Genomic DNA, 15,406 nt, shown 5'->3' on the forward strand with positions numbered 1-15,406 from the left:
GGCGAGATCGCACCCATGCCCCTCTCCCCCGTCGAGCACCGCCCCCCGATGCGCCCCGCCGCGCCGTTCGCGAGCTCGCTCGAGCACCTGCGCGCCGAGCTCGACCGCATCGCGCTGCTCCTGCGCATCGCGGTCGCCAGGCCGGCCCCGCCGGGCGGCGGGGCGCGCGGGCCCGCCCTCTCCCCCGAGGAAGAGCTCTTCGCGCTGCTCGACCGGGGCGTGCGCCCCGGCAGCGCCGCCCCGCCCCACCTCACGCCCGCCCTTGCCGAGGCCGAGGCCGCCGCGGACGCCATGGCCGCGGACATCGCGCGCCGCTGCGAGGAGAGCGCGCGCCGCGGCGTTCCGCTGCGCCTCGCCGAGCTCGCCGAGCGGTTCGCGCTCTCCCGGCTCGACATCGACCTCCTGCTCCTCGCGCTGCTCGCCGAGCTCGACCGCGACGCCGCGCGCCTGCTCGCCCTCGTCGACCCCGACGGCGGGGGCCAGGCGACCGCCGGCGCCGCGGTCGAGTGCCTCGGGCCGGCGCTCGAGGCGCGCCTCGCCGCGCGCGCCCGCCTCTCGCCGCGCGCCCCGCTCCTCCGCCACGAGCTCGTGCACCTGCGCGCCGATCCGTCGGCCCCCCGCGCCTCGCTGCTCGCGCACGCCGTCGTTGTGGACGAGCGCATCGCCGCCTACCTCCACGGCGACGACCAGCTCGACGCGCGCCTCGCCCCGCACGCCCGCCTCGACGAGCCCCGCGCGCGGCTCGACGACCTGCTCCTGCCCGCCGCCCTCAAGGAGGGCCTCGCGCGCTTCGTCACGGCGCAGGGCGGCGCGGGCGGGCCCATCGTGTACCTCCAGGGCCCCTATGGCGCGGGCAAGCGCGCCACGGCGGAGGCGCTCTGCCGGCTGCTCGGCGCGCGGCTCGTGGCGGTCGACTGCGCGGGCCTGCTCGCCGCGGGCGAGCCGGATCTCGCGCGCGCCGCGCGCCTCGCCGCGCGCGAGGCGCGGCTCGCCGGCGCGGCGCTGCACCTCGTCGCGGCCGACGCCGCCCTCGACGAGGCCCGCCCCGCCGCGCGCGCCGCGCTGCTCGCGACGATCGCCGCGCACGACGGCCCCGTCTTCCTCTCCGGCGACGCGCCGTTCGAGCCCGCCGGCGCCCTCCGCGGCCGCGCGTTCGTCCGGGCCGAGCTGCCCCGCCCGGGCGCGGCGGAGCAGGCAGAGCTCTGGTCGCGCGCGCTCGGCGAGCGCCGCGCGCCCGACGTCGACCTCGAGGCCTTGACCGGCGCCTTCCGGCTCACCGGCGGCCAGATCCGCGACGCGGCGGACGCCGCGCGGAGCCTCGCCCGGCTCCGCGGCGCGGCGGACGGGCCCGTGTCCATGGCCGACGTCACCGCCGCGTGCCGGCTGCGCCACGGCCGCAAGCTCGCTGCCCTCGCGCGCCGCATCCCGCCGCAGTTCGGCTGGGACGACCTCGTCCTCCCGCCGGATCGCAAGGCCGCGCTGCGCGAGGTCTGCCTGCAGCTCAAGCACCGGAGCCGCGTGCTCGGCGCGTGGGGCTTCGAGCGCAAGCTCGGCCCCGGCCGGCCGCTCTCGGCGCTCTTCTCGGGGCCGCCGGGCACGGGCAAGACGATGGCCGCGGGCGTCATCGCCGGCGAGCTCGGCGTCGAGCTGTTCCACATCGATCTGAGCCGCGTCGTGAGCAAGTACATCGGCGAGACCGAGAAGCACCTCGCCGAGCTCTTCGCCGACGCCGAGGCCGCGAACGCCGCGCTCTTCTTCGACGAGGCCGACGCGCTCTTCGGCAAGCGCACCGAGGTGCGCGACGCGCACGATCGCTACGCGAACCAGGAGACCAGCTACCTGCTCCAGCGCGTCGACGCCTACGAGGGCGTGGTCCTCCTCGCCACGAACCTCGTGAAGAACGTGGACGAGGCGTTCGTGCGCAGGCTCGGCTTCGTCATCGAGTTCCCCGCGCCAGGGCCCGCGGAGCGGCTCAAGATCTGGCAGAAGATCTGGCCGGCCGAGGCGCCGCTCGCCCCCGACGTCGATCTGGCCTTCCTCGCGGATCGGATCGATCTGTCGGGCGGCTACATCCGCAACGTCGCGCTCGCCGCGTCGTTCCTCGCGGCCGAGGAGGGCGCGCCGATCGGCATGCGGCACCTCGTGCACGCGGCGCGGCGCGAGTACCAGAAGATGGGCAAAGTGGTCGACGCGGGGCGGCTCGTCTTGCCGGCGAGCCGGGAGCCGCGGTGAGCCGCGCCCCTCGCGGCGGCGCGGGCCGGGGCGCTCAGCCGCCCTCCGCCCTCACCTCGCCTCGCCCGAGCTTCTCGTACTCCGCCCGGGCCGCGGCGAGCACGTGATCCATCCGGATGGGCGTCCCCGCCTCGGCGGCGAGGAACGCGGCGCGGAGCGCGACGTTCCGGACGCTGCCCCCGGTCAGGCTCATCTGCGCGAGCCGCTCGACGTCGAGCCGCACGACCGGCGCCCGGGGCGGGAACGCGCGCCGCCAGAGCGCGGCCCGCTCCGCCGGGCCCGGCAGCGGGAAGCGCACCACGAACCGGAGCCGGCGCAGGAACGCGGGGTCCAGGTTGCGCTCGAGGTTCGTCGTGAGGATCGAAAGGCCCCGGTACGCCTCGATGCGCTGGAGCAGGTAGGCGACCTCCATGTTCGCGTAGCGGTCCACGGTGTCCCGCACCTCGCCGCGCCGGCCGAAGAGCGCGTCGGCCTCGTCGAAGAGGAGGATCGCGGCGCCCCGCTCGGCCGCGTCGAAGACGCGCCGCAGGTTCTTCTCCGTCTCGCCGATGTACCTGCTGACGAGCTGGCTCAGGTCGACGCGATGAAGATCGAGCCTCAGCTCGGCCGCGAGCACCTCGGCCGCCATGGTCTTGCCCGTACCGCTCGGCCCCGCGAAGAGCGCGCCGGCGCCGAGCCCGCGCGCGCCGCGCTCGGCGAACCCGAAGGCGCCGTGCACCGTGCCGCGCTGCCGGTGCGACGCCGCGATCTCGCGCAGCGACGCGCGCGCGGCCTCGGGCAGCACCAGGTCGTCCCACGTCGCGGCCGGCTCGATGCGCTGGGTGAGCTCGTCGAGCGCGGGCCGCGCCTCGGCGCGGCAGGCGTCCCACAGCGCGGCGTCCGGATCGGCGCCGTCGCCCGCGCTCGCCGCGGCCGCGGCGGCGCGCCGGAGGGCGGGCTCGTCGAGGTCGAACTGCGCGACGAGCCGGTCGATCAGGCCGCCTTGCGCCGCCGGGAGCGCCTGCCGCCAGAGCGCGGCCTGCTCCTGGGCGGCGGGGCGCGACACCTCGAACGTCGCGTCCGGCCTGCGGCCGAGCCGCAGGCGCTCGCGCGCGCTCACGAGCACGGGGCCGGGCAGGCCGTCGAGCAGGCGGCCCACGAGGCCGGCCCGCGCGGCGTCGGTCGCGTCGAGATCGTCGGCCTCGACGAGCAGCGCGGAGGACGAGAGCGCCGCCTCGCGGCCGAGCAGCCGGCCCACGAGCTGGGCGTCCTGCCGCGTGGCGAGCGCGTCGGCCGAGAGCGCGAGCAGGCCGAGGCCGACCGAGGCGCACGCGGCCGCGGCGACCGCGCGGCGCGACGCCGGATCCGCGCCGGTGAGGCCCACGGTCGGCCGCGCGCCGCCGGAGCCCGCCGCGGCGCGGAGGGCCTCGCCGATCCGCGCGGCGAGGCGCGCCTGCGAGGGGGCGAGCGGGGCCGCGACCGGCGCCGCGGGCGCGACGAGCCCGGCGAGCCGCTCGTCGGGGTGCTCGACGCCCGCGATGAAGTGCAGCACGCGCTCGCAGATGCGCAGCGGGCTCAGCGTCAAGGTCTCCCCCTGGCCGACCTCGATGAGCTGCATGCGCCTGAGGGGCGCGCCCGGCCCGAGGGCGCCCCAGTGCGCGCCCGGCAGCGCCGCGAGCGCGAGGCTGAAGGTGGGGGCGACGCGCAGCGGATCGCCCTGCGCGGCCGCGCAGCGCGCGGCGAACGAGGCGTCGAGCTCGACCCCCGCGCAGAGCAGCAGGAGATCGCGCTCGAACGGCGACAGATCGAACAGGGCCGCCACCCGGTCGATCGCCGCGGGGGCGCGCAGGGCGGCGGCCGCCTCGGCGATGGCGCGCCGGGCCTCGTCCTCGCCGCCGGATCCGGGCGAGAGCAGGCACCCGAGCGCCGCGAGGCGCGCGACGAGGTACCGCCGGTTGGCCTCGTGCCAGTCGTCCGCGTCCTGCGCGTCCGCCGCGGTCATTGCCCGCTCACCCTGGGCTGGGCGACGGCCACCACGACGCTCCCCAGAGGGGCGTTCGCCGCCGACATGCACAGCCCGACGCTGTCCGTGGTGAGCGCGCTGTCGCCGGCAGCCCTGCTGCGCGCGCTCGGCACGATCCATTTCACCGTCACGCAGGGCGGGGAGGAGCTGCCGGCCAGGGCGCACCCGCTCACGAGGAAGGTGTCGGAGGCGCGCGCGAGGGCGCCGCCCACCGCCTGGGAGCGGACGTTGGACGAAACGATGCTCACCGTGCCGCCATGCGGGCACAGAAGGACGCTCGAAGCCGTGAGGAGCTGGGCCATCACCTTCCCTCCGGGGTTACCGGGCACGCCGCCGCGCACGTCGCGGCGAGCGAGCGCGCGCGTGCTGGAGAAGCCTAGTTGTAGCGTGGATCCTGGCGTATTCGCAAGCAACGCTGGCCGCTCGGACAGCATTGCGACGCCGGCGTCGAGGCATTGGCGACGCCATTCAGCGCGGCATCTCTCGCCCGGAAGAAGGGCCGTCAGGCGCGGCCGACCGGCCTATCGCTGGCGTCGACTGTGGCGTGGATGAGGCGCGGAGCGCCCAGCCCTCTTGAAGAAGCGCACACTTCGCCGAATCGAGCGACCGCTCGACGAGCCGCTGGATCTCGAATCGCTTGGCGGCAAGGTTTCAGCTTTCTACATGAGCTTCCTCCTCGCCCAGGCTTTGCCTGGCGCACCCAAGGCGCAAAACAGATGCTCTCACCCATGGTGCCCTACTCCCGGGAGTGTCGTGTTCAGGGGAGAGCGCTCCGCTTCCTCCCAATCGGACGCACTGGCAGCGCTCGTCCCCCCTTCGTCGGGCTGTAGCGGGAAGCTCGTCAGGGGGGCAGCGCGACGGGCGAGCTCTTCCCCCGCGACGGCGCGGGCAGGGCGCGGCGGCCGGAGCTGCGGCAGGGGAGGCGGCGGGAGCTTCGCCTGCGGGCTCCTGGCCGCGAGCTCGGGAGACGGCACCACGGGAGGTGGAATGTCGAGCGCGCGGGGAGGTATCGGCGGCGGAGCCGGCGACGCCGAGCTCTCACGCTTGGTGACGGGCTCGCCGACCTGAATCACCACGGTATCCTCCGCGTCCGTCCGGCGGTCGTCGTGCAGCCGCCACAGGCGCTCCCAGTACCGCGCCGGCGTGCCGGTGAAGGTCTCCAGCTGCCGCGCGAGGCCAGGCGTCATGGGCAGGTCGCTCCTCAGCAACCGTTCCACCTCCCTCGGTGATAGCCCCGTGCTCTCGCCCAGCTTCCTCCTCCACGAAGGCGTCGTCGCGCAGAACGACTCGAGGACCCTTCCCGGCCAGGGGACGGGGCGCCCTCGGGCGTCTCTCAGATCGGCGAGCGCCGCGTCGACGTGACAGTCCAGGAGCCGCCGGTATCGATCTCGCTCCCCCGCTGCCTGCGCCTTCGCATCGGTGAGGGTCGCCTCCTCTTCATCGTGCGCGTGCTCGCGCGCCTCACGAAGCCCGCGCTCTCGTCCCAGCGCTTCACGCGCGGTGACCGCGAAGCCGATCGCCACGCACGCGATCATCGCGAGCCCGAGCGGCGAAACGAGCCACATTGCACCCACCATGTCCTCCATGTTCCCTCCTCAACCGTGAGCCTTCTTGTCCGCTGTACGGCGGAGCCAGGCCTCGTGCTGCCCGACACGAGGCATCCCCTCACATCCGCCGTTCATCGCGCCTGCCTCAGCGCGCCGCCTCGCCTCCCAGGCGTGCCAGGACGCACGTCACGTTGTCCGGTCCGCCGTGCTCGTTCGCGAGGTCGATGAGCAGCTCCGCCGCAAAGCCCAGGTCGCGATGCGCCTCGAGGATCCCGGCGATGCGCCTCTCGGGCACCGGGCCCCACAGCCCATCCGAGCAGACGAGGAAGATGTCGCCCGGCGCCGTCGCCTCCACGCGCGACTCGATGTCGACGTTCTCGTCGGCCCCCAGCGCGCGGGTGATCGTCCTCGCCCGGTTGCTCAGCGCCTGGACAGCCTCCCGCGCTCCGTCGCTGTCGCCGAGCAGCTCTTCCAGCAGCGTGTGGTCTCGCGTCAGCCGCTCCAGCTTGCCGTCCCGCATCCGGTAGACCCGCGTGTCGCCCACGTGCGCGATGTACGCCATTCCCGCCCCGAGCAGCACGCCCGCAAACGTCGTCGCCATCCCGCGCTGCAGCGCTTGCCGCTGGCTCGCGTCGTAGATCGCCCGGTTCGCACGCCGCACGCTCATCACCAGCCGCACCTCGTCCCGGTCGTGCGCGCTGCCCGTGCCATACGGCCACGTCTCCTCGAGGTCCTCATCCGCTTCGAAGCAGCCCTTGACCACCTCGATCGCCATCCGCGACGCCACCTCTCCGGCCGCGTTGCCGCCGAGGCCGTCGGCCACCATGAAGAGCCCCACGCACGGCAGCGCCGCGAAGCTGTCCTCGTTGTGGCTTCTGCGGCGGCCCACGTCCGACCGCGCCGCCGCCTCGATGGCGAGCTGTGGATACACCTTCGTCCTCCTCGCGCGCTCGTCTTCGGGACGAGCCGAGCCATGGCGCGCCGCCGTGTGCGGCGCGCGTTCCTCAAGATCTGAGAAGGCCCCGCCGCGCGCGGCCTTCGCTACGTCGTTACCGCTCCGCTACCATGGCGGAGCATCGTTTCGCCTCGATCACCTCTCGCGCTCGATCGACTCTCGCGCGACGCCGCCACGTCTCACGCGCACCGCCTCGGTGTATCAAGGCTGCGCGCTCACTCCATCAGCGCTCCAACGTCTCGAGGATGCGGCGCTCCACAGGCAGCGTCTGCTTCTCCGTGCATCCCTCGTGGGGGAGCACGTCTGTGCGCGACGGACGCAGCTCCACCGTCAGCCCCAGCGTCTCTCCCGCCATTGTCTCGATGACATGTCTCGTCGGCATGTAGCCCTCGAGGTTGGCTTCGATCACATGCCGACCCGGCTCCAGGAACACCTTATACAAGAGCGGGCTCCGCCCCCTCACGCACCCATCGACGGTCATTTGCGCGCCTTCCGGCACGGTCACCAGGTTGAGGGTCACGATCCTGGCCAACACTTCGTTCTGCCTCACCGCGGCCTGCTCCATCAGCGCTAATGTCTCCTGGGACGTTGGCTCGAGCGACGAGGACCGCGGCGTTGGCTCGCTCGGGATGTCCGCGCGCCAGCAGCTCGCGCGTCTCTCCAGCTCCGTCCTCTCCGTGGGCGTTTCCTGCCGGGACGACGACGGGGGCGTTGGCGTCGCCGGGACATCCGCGGGCCGGACGGCGCATCCCGCGAGCGAAACGCTGGCGGCCAGGACGAGGATGCCGAACCGTGGCGGTGCGAGAGGAGAGAGTCCCACGCCCCAGCGGTGCTCGGCGCCTTGTGCTCGCCCGTCTCCGGCCTCCTCTACCCATCTAGTTCCGTCGAGCGGCCATGGTTCGCTGCAAAATCGTCCGCCGGCCTCATTTTTTGCTCCGCGACCCCGGTGATCCTGTGCGTTGGAACACGCAGGGAAGCGGTGGCGGGGGGCGGAGAGGGGAGCGGTGCGGCCAGGCTGATGGAGGCTCACGGCAGCTCCTGGCTCTCGGGGGCGAGGCCGTCCTGGCCGGCGTTCTTGGTGATGTTGTTGCTGCCGCCCGGACCGCCGGTGCCCGGGGCGCCGGGGGTGAGCGTGGTCTGGCTCTGCTGGACGACGGGGGTGCCGCGGAAGGCGATGGCGAGCGAGGGACCGCCGAGGCCACCGCCGCCGGGACCGCCGGGGCCGCCCTGTCCGCCCTTGCCGCCGTCGCATGCCGCCTTGGATAGCCCGACGCCGACGCCGCCGGTCCCACCGTTTCCGCCCAGGCCTCCCGGCTGGAGGTCGCCGCCCTTGCCGCCGTTGCCGCCGCGCCCGGCAGAGAGGGTGCAGTCGATGAGGGTGACGCTGGCATCGACGCTGGCGAGGGCGATGCTGGCGCCGCCTGGGCGGCCGCCCTTTCCATGCATGCCGCCGCAACCGCCGGCGCCGCCGCTGCCGCCGCTGGCGCCCGCGCCGGGGACGCCGCCGGTGCAGACCGGGCCGCCCTTGGCGCCGCCGCCACCACCGCCGCCCTGTCCGGGCGTGCCGGGTGTGCCGTCGCGGCCGGGCACGCCGGTGTAGCCGGTGGCGCTCAGCGTGCCGAGGCCGCTGGCGCCGGCGCCGGCGGGGCCCGCAGTGCCGTTTGCGCCGGCGCTGCCACCGCCCTTGGTTGGATCGTTCGGGATAGCACCGCAGCTCCAGCTCTCGCTCATCGACGGCGGTTCTCCGGCACCAGCTTGCCCCTCGGCCCCCGTCTGGCCCGAAACGCCACCTGCTCCGTTGTCGACATTCCCATCGCCACCACGCCCGCCGATGGAGCGCTCCTCGCCGCACGCGTTGACCGTCTGCGCGCCGCCGTTGAGCGTCGCGTCCGGCCCCTCCACATCATCCATGTCGCTGCATGCATCGACGCCATTGCTGCCGGCCGGCGCGCGCTCCGGCGCCTCGCTGGGCGCGTCGTCGCCGTCGGCGCCATCCGCAGCGTTGCCGGCGACGAGCACGCAGCGCGCGAGCTCTGCGGTGGCGCCATCCGCGAGCACGGCGATCGACGAGCCGCCCATGGCCAGCGCGTCGGACGCGCGCGCCTCGATGTCCTCGATGCGCGTGGTGCCCTCGCCGCGCGCGAGCGTCAGCGGGATCGCCTCGGCTTCCGGTGCGACGGTGGTCTTGGTCTGCTTGCCGATCCAGGTCCAGCCGTTGGCGCAGTCGAGGCCGCCGAAGAGGGCGACGCCGGCAGGGACCTCGACCGATTCGGCGAACGGCTCGGCGCACGCGTAGACGTCGCTGTCCTTGTCGCCGGCGCGCCGGAGCGCCTCCGCGAGCGTCTTGACCGGCTCCGCCTTGGTGCCCGTGTTGCCATCGTTGCCGCTCGCGGCGACGAACACGCCGCAAGTGTCATCCACCGCTCCCTCGGTCTCGTTCGGTATGCAACCCATCGGTGTACTGCCGCCCTCGCCGCCGCTGAGGAAGTGCGTGCACGTGAGCATGTACTCGCAGTCGCTCGTCAGGCCGATGGAGAGGGCATCGCATCCGGAGCCCGCCGCAAAGAGCCCCACCGTCCACATGAACACGAAGATCTTTCGTCGTCGCATCGAGGCCTCCAGCTCCCTGCTCACCACGCGCCAACGAGCAGGAGGGCGCCGCCATCCGCACGCACTGTGGGAAACACCTGCACGCCCGTGGATGCTGTACGCGAGCGTCGGGGCCACAAGAGGTAAGCCGTCGCAGCCGTCGCGAGGGCTCCGGCGGCTACGTAGCTCACGAGCGCCGCCGTACCGAAGATCTCGGCATCATCCGCATTTCGCTGAAACGCTTGGCATCGGTTCACCGACCCGCTCGGCGGCTCGATGCAGCGTCCGTCCGCCGACCGAATCCCCTCGCGTTGTTCGTCTGCCTCCTGCCGCGCACTGCTCGACGCGGCGGTCATGCCGATTCCCACGCCGAGCGCCACGATGCTCGTCGCTCCCAGCGCGATCGCCGGCACCCAGCTCCGCGCTTCCGGCGGCGCCGCCGTGGTCTCCGGCAGCTTCGCCGGAGGCGCATCGTTCGCCGCCCGCGGCCCCGCCGCCGCTGGCACGCCCGCCGCGGCCGGCGACTCGGCGTCGCGCCGGACCAGGTGCAGCGTGATCCCGCCCGCGTGGCCCGCTGCCGGCTCGATCTGCTCATGCGCCGGCTTGTACCCGTCGAGCTCCGCGCCGATCACGTGCCGCCCCGGCTCCAGGAACACCGGCAGCGCGAGCGGCGTCCGCCCGACCGCGGCCCCGTCGACCTTCACCTCCGCGCCTTCCGGCTCCGTGGTGATCGTGATCGCCGCGACCTTCGCCAGCGCTTCCTTCAGTAATATCTCGGCGCGCTGCCGCTGCGCCGTCCTCTCCGCGGGCGCCTCGCGCAGGTACCACGACAGGTGCTCCGCGGCGTCGCGGTGCTTGCCGAGCCGCAGCTCGGCCACGCCGAGGTTCGACGCGATCTGGTAGTGCTGCTTGATGCGCCATGCCGCCAGGAACGCCGCGTGTGCCTCGGCCCATCGCGATCGGTTGAGGGCCGCGAACCCCTCGTCATACAGCTGCCGCGCCTTATCCGTCAGCGCCTCCGTCTCTGTCGCGCCTCGCGCCTCGGCGCCGGATTGGGCGCTGCTGGCGGGTGCGAGCAGCGCGATCGCCAGGCCGAGCGAGCACAGCAATACAGGCTTCTTCATGGTCAGAACTCCGGGATTCCTTCGACGTAGGATGGCGGTTGCGGCGGCGCGGCCGGCGGTGACATGGGCGGCTGCGATGATGCACGCATCGGGGGCACCCTCTGCCCCGTGCCGACGCTCTCGGACTGCTTCAGCGATGGCTGCGCGATCGGCATCTGTGCCGCGGGCGCCGTCGGCGCCGGTGCATGCGTCTCGGGAGCGGGCCGCCGGCGCGCGATGCGCTCGGCTTCCTCCCGATCGGAAACCACCGCAGACGCTGCGCGTTCGGCGGACGCCTCGAGCCGCCCTTTCTCGGGCGCGCTCTCCGCGACGGCCGGCGGAGCGCTCTCCGTAGGCGCGCTGCTCGCCGCCGCATTGCTCGCTGCGCCGCTCGCCACGGCCGCATTGCCTGCTGCGCCGCTCCCCGCCGGCGCGCTCGCCACGACCGCGCTCTCCACTGGCGCCTTCTCCTTCGCCCCGCACATCGCGGCGGCCCCGATCCCCGCCGCCAGCGCCAGCATCGCCGCCGCTGTCCCCAAGCGCCGCGCCTTCCCCGGCCTGGCGTCGGTCTCGCCGCCGTCCTTCTCCTCCGCCGCCTCGCTCCTCGGCCGGTGCGCCGACGGCAGCGCGCTCTTGTCGATCACCGCCGCCCCGGCCACCGCATCCGCCGCCCACGGGCTCCCCCCGCCGCTCTTCTCCGCGCCGCTCTTCCCTCCGCCCCGCTCCGCCGCGCCCTTGCGCGGCGCCATCGCCTCGCGCAGCCGCGCCGCCGTGCTCGGCTTCTCCTCGTGGTCCACCCGCACGTCCACGCGCGGCTCTCGCGGCGGCGGCCCTTCCTTCGTCCTCTCCCACGCCGCGTACGCCTTCCAGTACGCCTCCACCTCGGCGCGCAGCTCCGGCTCGATGTAGATCACCCCCGTCCGGAACGCCGGGTGCGACACAAGCTGGTTCGGCGTCGGCGCCGGGCTGGCCGGCGCGCCGGCGTCCGGCTCGCTCCCCGCGCCTCCCTCCGCATCGCGCTCCACGCGCTCGTCCCGGTCCTCGTCCTTCACCGCCTCGCCTCCTGTCCGCGCCGCCGGCCCCTCACCGTGATCCATCGTCCCTGCGCGCGCGATTTCTCATCTTTCTCATCCCCGATCGACCCGCCCGCCCGCCGCCCGCTCACTGCTCGTCCTCGCGGGGCGGCGGCTCGGTCATCCCGGCCGCGCGCAGGAGATTGCCGAGCCGCGCGATCGCCCGGTCGTGGACCCGGTACGCGCCCGGGTGCCGGAGCCGGAGCGCGCCGCCGATCTCCAGGAGTGGCCGCCCCTCCAGGTAGTGCATCGACAGCACCTCGGCCTCGCGCGGCGTCAGCTTCGCCAGCGCGCTCCGGAGCAGCGCGTGGGCCCGGGCGTGTTGTTCGCGCCGCGACAGCGCCTCTTCTCCGGTCGGAGGCTTCGCCATCCCGGCGGCCGTCGCGAACAGGCACGCCGCGAGGGCGTCCACGTGGTCGAGGAGCCGCTCCTCCGCCTTGCCGTCCATGTCGGTCATCACGTCACCCTGCCGCCGCCTCCGCCCGAGGTAGTCGTACCCGCCCTTCAGGCAGAGCGCGATCACCCGATCCTGCTCCTCGGCCTCCCCCAGATAGCCGTCGAGCATCGCGCCCCGGATGCGGTGCCGCGCGAAGCGCGGGAAGCTGTCGTCCTGCGCCGGATCGTAGGCGAGCGCCGCCTCGACGAGCCCCGCCCGGCCGAGCGACATCAGCTCGTCGGACGACAGGTGCTTGCGGAGCTTCGGGGCCAACTTGCACGCCGCGAGGCTCACCTCGTGCAGCGCCGAGGCCACGAGCGCCTGTTGCGCCGGCGTGAGCCGCCCCTCGGGGTCAGCCATCCTCGTCGCTCCCCGCCTTGCGCCGGGGCTCCCGGGCGCCCTCCTGGGTCTCCACGCCGCTCCCGATCGGCGTGGCGCGAGGCCGCGCCCGGTCCAGCAAGTCCCGCCCGACCTCGTCCTCGATGAGCGCCTCCACGAGCATCTCGCGCATGGTCTCGAGCTGCTCGGGCGACACCTTCCCGCGGTACGGCGCGAGCCCCCGCTCCACGACCTCGTCGAGGAAAGGATCATTCGTGCTGGGTGTGTCGTTCGACATGTCTTCGCTCCTTGCTCGTTGCTCTGCGCTCACCCTCAGAAATTGGGCTTGTTCCCGAACGGCAGCTCCTCGTGTCGTCTGTCCCGGGGCGGTGCCGGCCCGGCCGGCGCCGGGGCGCGCCCGCGCGAGGGCATCGGGTAGATGTCCTCCTCGTCCGGGGCGATGTCCTTCTGCCCGCCGCGCCCGCCGCGCCCCTTCGGCGTGAACAGCCAGTCCCACGGGCGCCGTGCGGGCGCGCGCGCCGCCCCCGCGACCGGACGCGCCCGTGTCGCCGGCGCGCTCGGCGGCGCCGGCACACTCGTCTGCGGTGGCGCCTTCGCCTGCGCCGGCGTGCTCGCCTCCGCAGGCGCGCTCGGTCGGGCCGCCGTTCCCGTGGATTCGGCGGGAGGTGACAGCGCGGCCTCGGACGCCTCGACGCCGAGGGGTTCGGCTGCGCTCTCCGGCACGCGCGCGTCCGGCGGCGCCCCGCTCTCGTGGGCGGCGCGCGTGGCGTGCATGGCGTTGGAGCGCGCCGGCGCCGCCGGCGCGCTCGCGACGACCCCGCCCGCAGACGCGGCCGGCACGGCCCCGCTCTCGGAGGCGGCCATCGCAGCGCGCTCGCGGCGCGCATGGATGTACAGCGCCGTCGCGGCGCCCGAGACGGCGATCGCCAGCACCGCCGCGACGGCGCAGCGGCGCAGGAGCTGCGCTCGCCAGCGCCGGTCGGCGACGCGGTCCGTCGCCGGCAGGCCAGGTCCCACGAGGCTCGCTCCCTCGGCTCCCGGGGACGATCGCACCGTGACCGGCCCGGGGGTCACGAGCAGCGGCCAGCCCGGGTCGGCCCCCGGCGGCGCGCTCGGCGGCGGATGCGACGGAGGAGCCGAAGGCCGCGCCGTGCCCTCCTCGCGCGCGGCGTGCGCCGCGTCCTCCTCGCGCGCCGCCGGCGCCGTGTCCGCGTCCTCGCGCGCATCGCTCCCGCCGAGCTCGGCCGAGGCCGCCGGCCCGGGGACGATCACCCGGCTCTCGTCGGGCTGCGGCGCCGTGATCAGCCGCTCGGGCGATCGCGGACCGTGGTGCTCCCGCCGGGCCCCCGGCGCCCCTCGGTCCGGCGCTGCGGCGAACCGGCCGGCGCGCACGTCCGACAGGTAGCGCTCCCGGAGCTCGCGCAGCGCGCTCGCCGCCGCGCCGGCGTGCCTGAAGCGCTCGGCCGGCCGCTTCGCCAGGCCGGTCTGGAGCACCGGCCAGACGTAGTCCGGGATCGACGGCAGCGCCTCGTGCACCGGCACCGGCATCCGCAGCATGTGCGCCGCCACGAGCTGCGCCTCGCTGGGCATCCCCGAGAGGCCCCGGCCCGTGGCGAACACGTAACGGCCGGCCAGGAGCTCGTAGATCACCAGCGACAGCGCGTAGACATCGCTCGCCGGCGAGCACGGATCCCCCGCGAACTCCTCCGGCGCCGTGTACGCCGTCGTGCCGAACCGCTGGCCCGGCCGGGTGCTCGGCAGACCGTCGACCCGGATCTTCGCGATGTTCAGGTCGAGCAGCTTGACCTCGCCGTGCCGGTCGACGAACACGTTCTCCGGCTTCACGTCCCTGTGCACGATCCCGAGGTCGTGCGCCGCCGCGAGGCCGTCGGCGATCTCGATCCCGATGTGGAGCGCCCGCGCGATCGGAAGCGGCGACTCCACCTGGCAGATCCGGCGGAGCGACTGGCCCTCCAGGAGCTCCATGGCGATCCAGACCGTGCCGTCGGGCAGCGTGTCGGCGCTGTGCACGGCGACGATGTTCTTGTGCCGCAGCCGGCAGAGCGCGATGGCCTCCTTGTGGGCGCGCTCGCGCACCTGCTCGGAGCCCGCGTAGTGCGGGAGCAGCAGCTTGAGCGCGACCCGCCGCTGCGTGAACTCGTGGATCGCCTCGTAGACGACGCCGACGCCGCCCGCGCCGATCATCCGCACGAGCCTGTGGCCCGCGACGGTGCTCCCCGGAAGATAGGTCGCCGGCGGCGAGGACGTCCCGGCGTCGTCGTCTCGCGTGCTGCGCTCGCCCTGACTCATCCAAGCCACCCCCGCATCAAGAGCGCGCCGACCATACCAAAGAAGGCCGCGGTCGCGGCGACGGCGAGCCAGCTCGCCACCGGCGCAGGCGGACGCGGAGCGAGCGCCCGCGCGGAGCACGCGCGCTCCTCCGTCGGATCGGAGCGTGGAGCCCGGCGGACCGGAGGACAGGGCACTTCGATCACGATGGGTCGCGTCACGACAGGCCGCGTGACGGCCGCCGGTGCGACCGGCGCGAACGGCGACGGCGCCGTCGCCACGGGCACTGGCGCCGTCGCCACGGAAGCGGGCGGCGCCTGGGACGGCTGCCAGGGAAGAGGCGAATCCGGGCGAAACGACACGGGAAGCGGCGCGGTGATCAGCGGGGCCGGAGGGGGCGCGACGCGACCCGGTGGCCCGGCGGCGCGCTCGCCGGCGCGAAGGACCTCGTCCAGGGGCACGGTCGCGAGCGAGCATTCGATCGAGCTGCGGGCGGTCACGGCCAGGTTCCTCTCCAGCAAGTGCGGTCATGAGCGCAGGCATGAGATGGTGGTGGCGACGGATCCCGGGCGTGACATCGGAAGGGGGTCGTCGCTCTCCCTACCTTCCACGGGTATCATCGACCCTGCGCGACCGATTTCTCAGAAAAGTGATCGGTCTCGAGAAAATCATGGGCGCCTGCGGGTGCGGCTGCGCTCCCCGAGTGCATGGCCGCGCAGGCGGGAGCCGTGGCTGCACGCTCGGGGGCCATGGCTGCAGGAATGGCTTTCTCCGGCTCGGTCCGCCGCGTGTCATCGCGTGTTATCGCGTGTTATCGCGTGTTATCGCGTGTCATCGCGTG

12 protein-coding genes are annotated in these 15,406 nt (G+C 74.4%); 1 reads left to right on the top strand and 11 read right to left on the bottom strand.

The features are described 5' to 3' along the window. Nucleotides 1-15: 15 nt before the first annotated feature. Nucleotides 16-2,232: an ATP-binding protein gene (locus tag WMF44_RS40640; RefSeq protein ID WP_437295414.1), complete on the top strand. Its 2,217-nt coding sequence runs from the start codon at nucleotides 16-18 to the stop codon at nucleotides 2,230-2,232. Between the two features lie 34 nt (nucleotides 2,233-2,266). On the opposite strand, the gene WMF44_RS40645 is transcribed toward WMF44_RS40640, so the two are convergent. The 11 genes from WMF44_RS40645 to WMF44_RS40695 all read right to left on the bottom strand — a co-directional run bounded on the left by WMF44_RS40645 (nucleotide 2,267) and on the right by WMF44_RS40695 (nucleotide 14,586). Continuing rightward, nucleotides 2,267-4,213, bottom strand: a complete 1,947-nt coding sequence (locus WMF44_RS40645; RefSeq protein ID WP_437295415.1) for an ATP-binding protein — start codon at nucleotides 4,211-4,213, stop codon at nucleotides 2,267-2,269. Next, nucleotides 4,210-4,536 (bottom strand): hypothetical protein, encoded by a 327-nt coding sequence (locus tag WMF44_RS40650; protein ID WP_437295416.1) that lies wholly within the window; start codon nucleotides 4,534-4,536, stop codon nucleotides 4,210-4,212. Before WMF44_RS40650 ends, WMF44_RS40645 begins: the two co-directional genes overlap by 4 nt. A gap of 420 nt (nucleotides 4,537-4,956) precedes the next feature. After that, on the bottom strand, nucleotides 4,957-5,820 hold the full coding sequence (locus WMF44_RS40655; RefSeq protein ID WP_437295417.1) for a helix-turn-helix transcriptional regulator: 864 nt from the start codon (nucleotides 5,818-5,820) through the stop codon (nucleotides 4,957-4,959). Nucleotides 5,821-5,926: 106 nt separating this feature from the next. After that, nucleotides 5,927-6,712, bottom strand: coding sequence for a PP2C family protein-serine/threonine phosphatase (locus tag WMF44_RS40660; protein ID WP_437295418.1), 786 nt, complete (start codon nucleotides 6,710-6,712; stop codon nucleotides 5,927-5,929). Nucleotides 6,713-6,959: 247 nt separating this feature from the next. Further along, nucleotides 6,960-7,556, bottom strand: a complete 597-nt coding sequence (locus WMF44_RS40665) for a PEGA domain-containing protein (RefSeq protein ID WP_437295419.1) — start codon at nucleotides 7,554-7,556, stop codon at nucleotides 6,960-6,962. 206 nt (nucleotides 7,557-7,762) lie between these two features. After that, a complete protein-coding gene (locus WMF44_RS40670) occupies nucleotides 7,763-9,346 on the bottom strand; it encodes a PGRS family protein (protein WP_437295420.1) in 1,584 nt (527 codons plus the stop codon). Nucleotides 9,347-9,366: 20 nt separating this feature from the next. Beyond that, nucleotides 9,367-10,449: a PEGA domain-containing protein gene (locus WMF44_RS40675; protein ID WP_437295421.1), complete on the bottom strand. Its 1,083-nt coding sequence runs from the start codon at nucleotides 10,447-10,449 to the stop codon at nucleotides 9,367-9,369. 2 nt (nucleotides 10,450-10,451) lie between these two features. Then, nucleotides 10,452-11,525, bottom strand: a complete 1,074-nt coding sequence (locus WMF44_RS40680; protein ID WP_437295422.1) for a hypothetical protein — start codon at nucleotides 11,523-11,525, stop codon at nucleotides 10,452-10,454. Nucleotides 11,526-11,589: 64 nt separating this feature from the next. Continuing rightward, on the bottom strand, nucleotides 11,590-12,297 hold the full coding sequence (locus tag WMF44_RS40685) for a sigma-70 family RNA polymerase sigma factor (protein ID WP_437295423.1): 708 nt from the start codon (nucleotides 12,295-12,297) through the stop codon (nucleotides 11,590-11,592). Beyond that, entirely contained in the window at nucleotides 12,290-12,553 is a 264-nt protein-coding gene (locus tag WMF44_RS40690) for a hypothetical protein (RefSeq protein ID WP_437295424.1), read from the bottom strand. The genes WMF44_RS40685 and WMF44_RS40690 overlap by 8 nt, the downstream gene beginning before the upstream one ends. A 35-nt stretch (nucleotides 12,554-12,588) precedes the next feature. Continuing rightward, a complete protein-coding gene (locus WMF44_RS40695) occupies nucleotides 12,589-14,586 on the bottom strand; it encodes a protein kinase domain-containing protein (protein ID WP_437295425.1) in 1,998 nt (665 codons plus the stop codon). Between the last annotated feature and the right edge of the window lie 820 nt (nucleotides 14,587-15,406).

The organism is Sorangium sp. So ce426 (genome assembly GCF_051475585.1).
Taxonomy (GTDB): domain Bacteria; phylum Myxococcota_A; class Polyangia; order Polyangiales; family Polyangiaceae; genus Sorangium; species Sorangium cellulosum_B.

Coding starts and splice junctions, on each gene's coding strand:
- WMF44_RS40640 (WP_437295414.1), top strand. CDS start 16: ATGCCCCTCTCCCCCGTCGAGCACCGCCCCCCGATGCGCCCCGCCGCG.
- WMF44_RS40645 (WP_437295415.1), bottom strand. CDS start 4,213: ATGACCGCGGCGGACGCGCAGGACGCGGACGACTGGCACGAGGCCAAC.
- WMF44_RS40650 (WP_437295416.1), bottom strand. CDS start 4,536: ATGGCCCAGCTCCTCACGGCTTCGAGCGTCCTTCTGTGCCCGCATGGC.
- WMF44_RS40655 (WP_437295417.1), bottom strand. CDS start 5,820: ATGGAGGACATGGTGGGTGCAATGTGGCTCGTTTCGCCGCTCGGGCTC.
- WMF44_RS40670 (WP_437295420.1), bottom strand. CDS start 9,346: ATGCGACGACGAAAGATCTTCGTGTTCATGTGGACGGTGGGGCTCTTT.
- WMF44_RS40675 (WP_437295421.1), bottom strand. CDS start 10,449: ATGAAGAAGCCTGTATTGCTGTGCTCGCTCGGCCTGGCGATCGCGCTG.
- WMF44_RS40680 (WP_437295422.1), bottom strand. CDS start 11,525: ATGGATCACGGTGAGGGGCCGGCGGCGCGGACAGGAGGCGAGGCGGTG.
- WMF44_RS40685 (WP_437295423.1), bottom strand. CDS start 12,297: ATGGCTGACCCCGAGGGGCGGCTCACGCCGGCGCAACAGGCGCTCGTG.
- WMF44_RS40690 (WP_437295424.1), bottom strand. CDS start 12,553: ATGTCGAACGACACACCCAGCACGAATGATCCTTTCCTCGACGAGGTC.
- WMF44_RS40695 (WP_437295425.1), bottom strand. CDS start 14,586: ATGAGTCAGGGCGAGCGCAGCACGCGAGACGACGACGCCGGGACGTCC.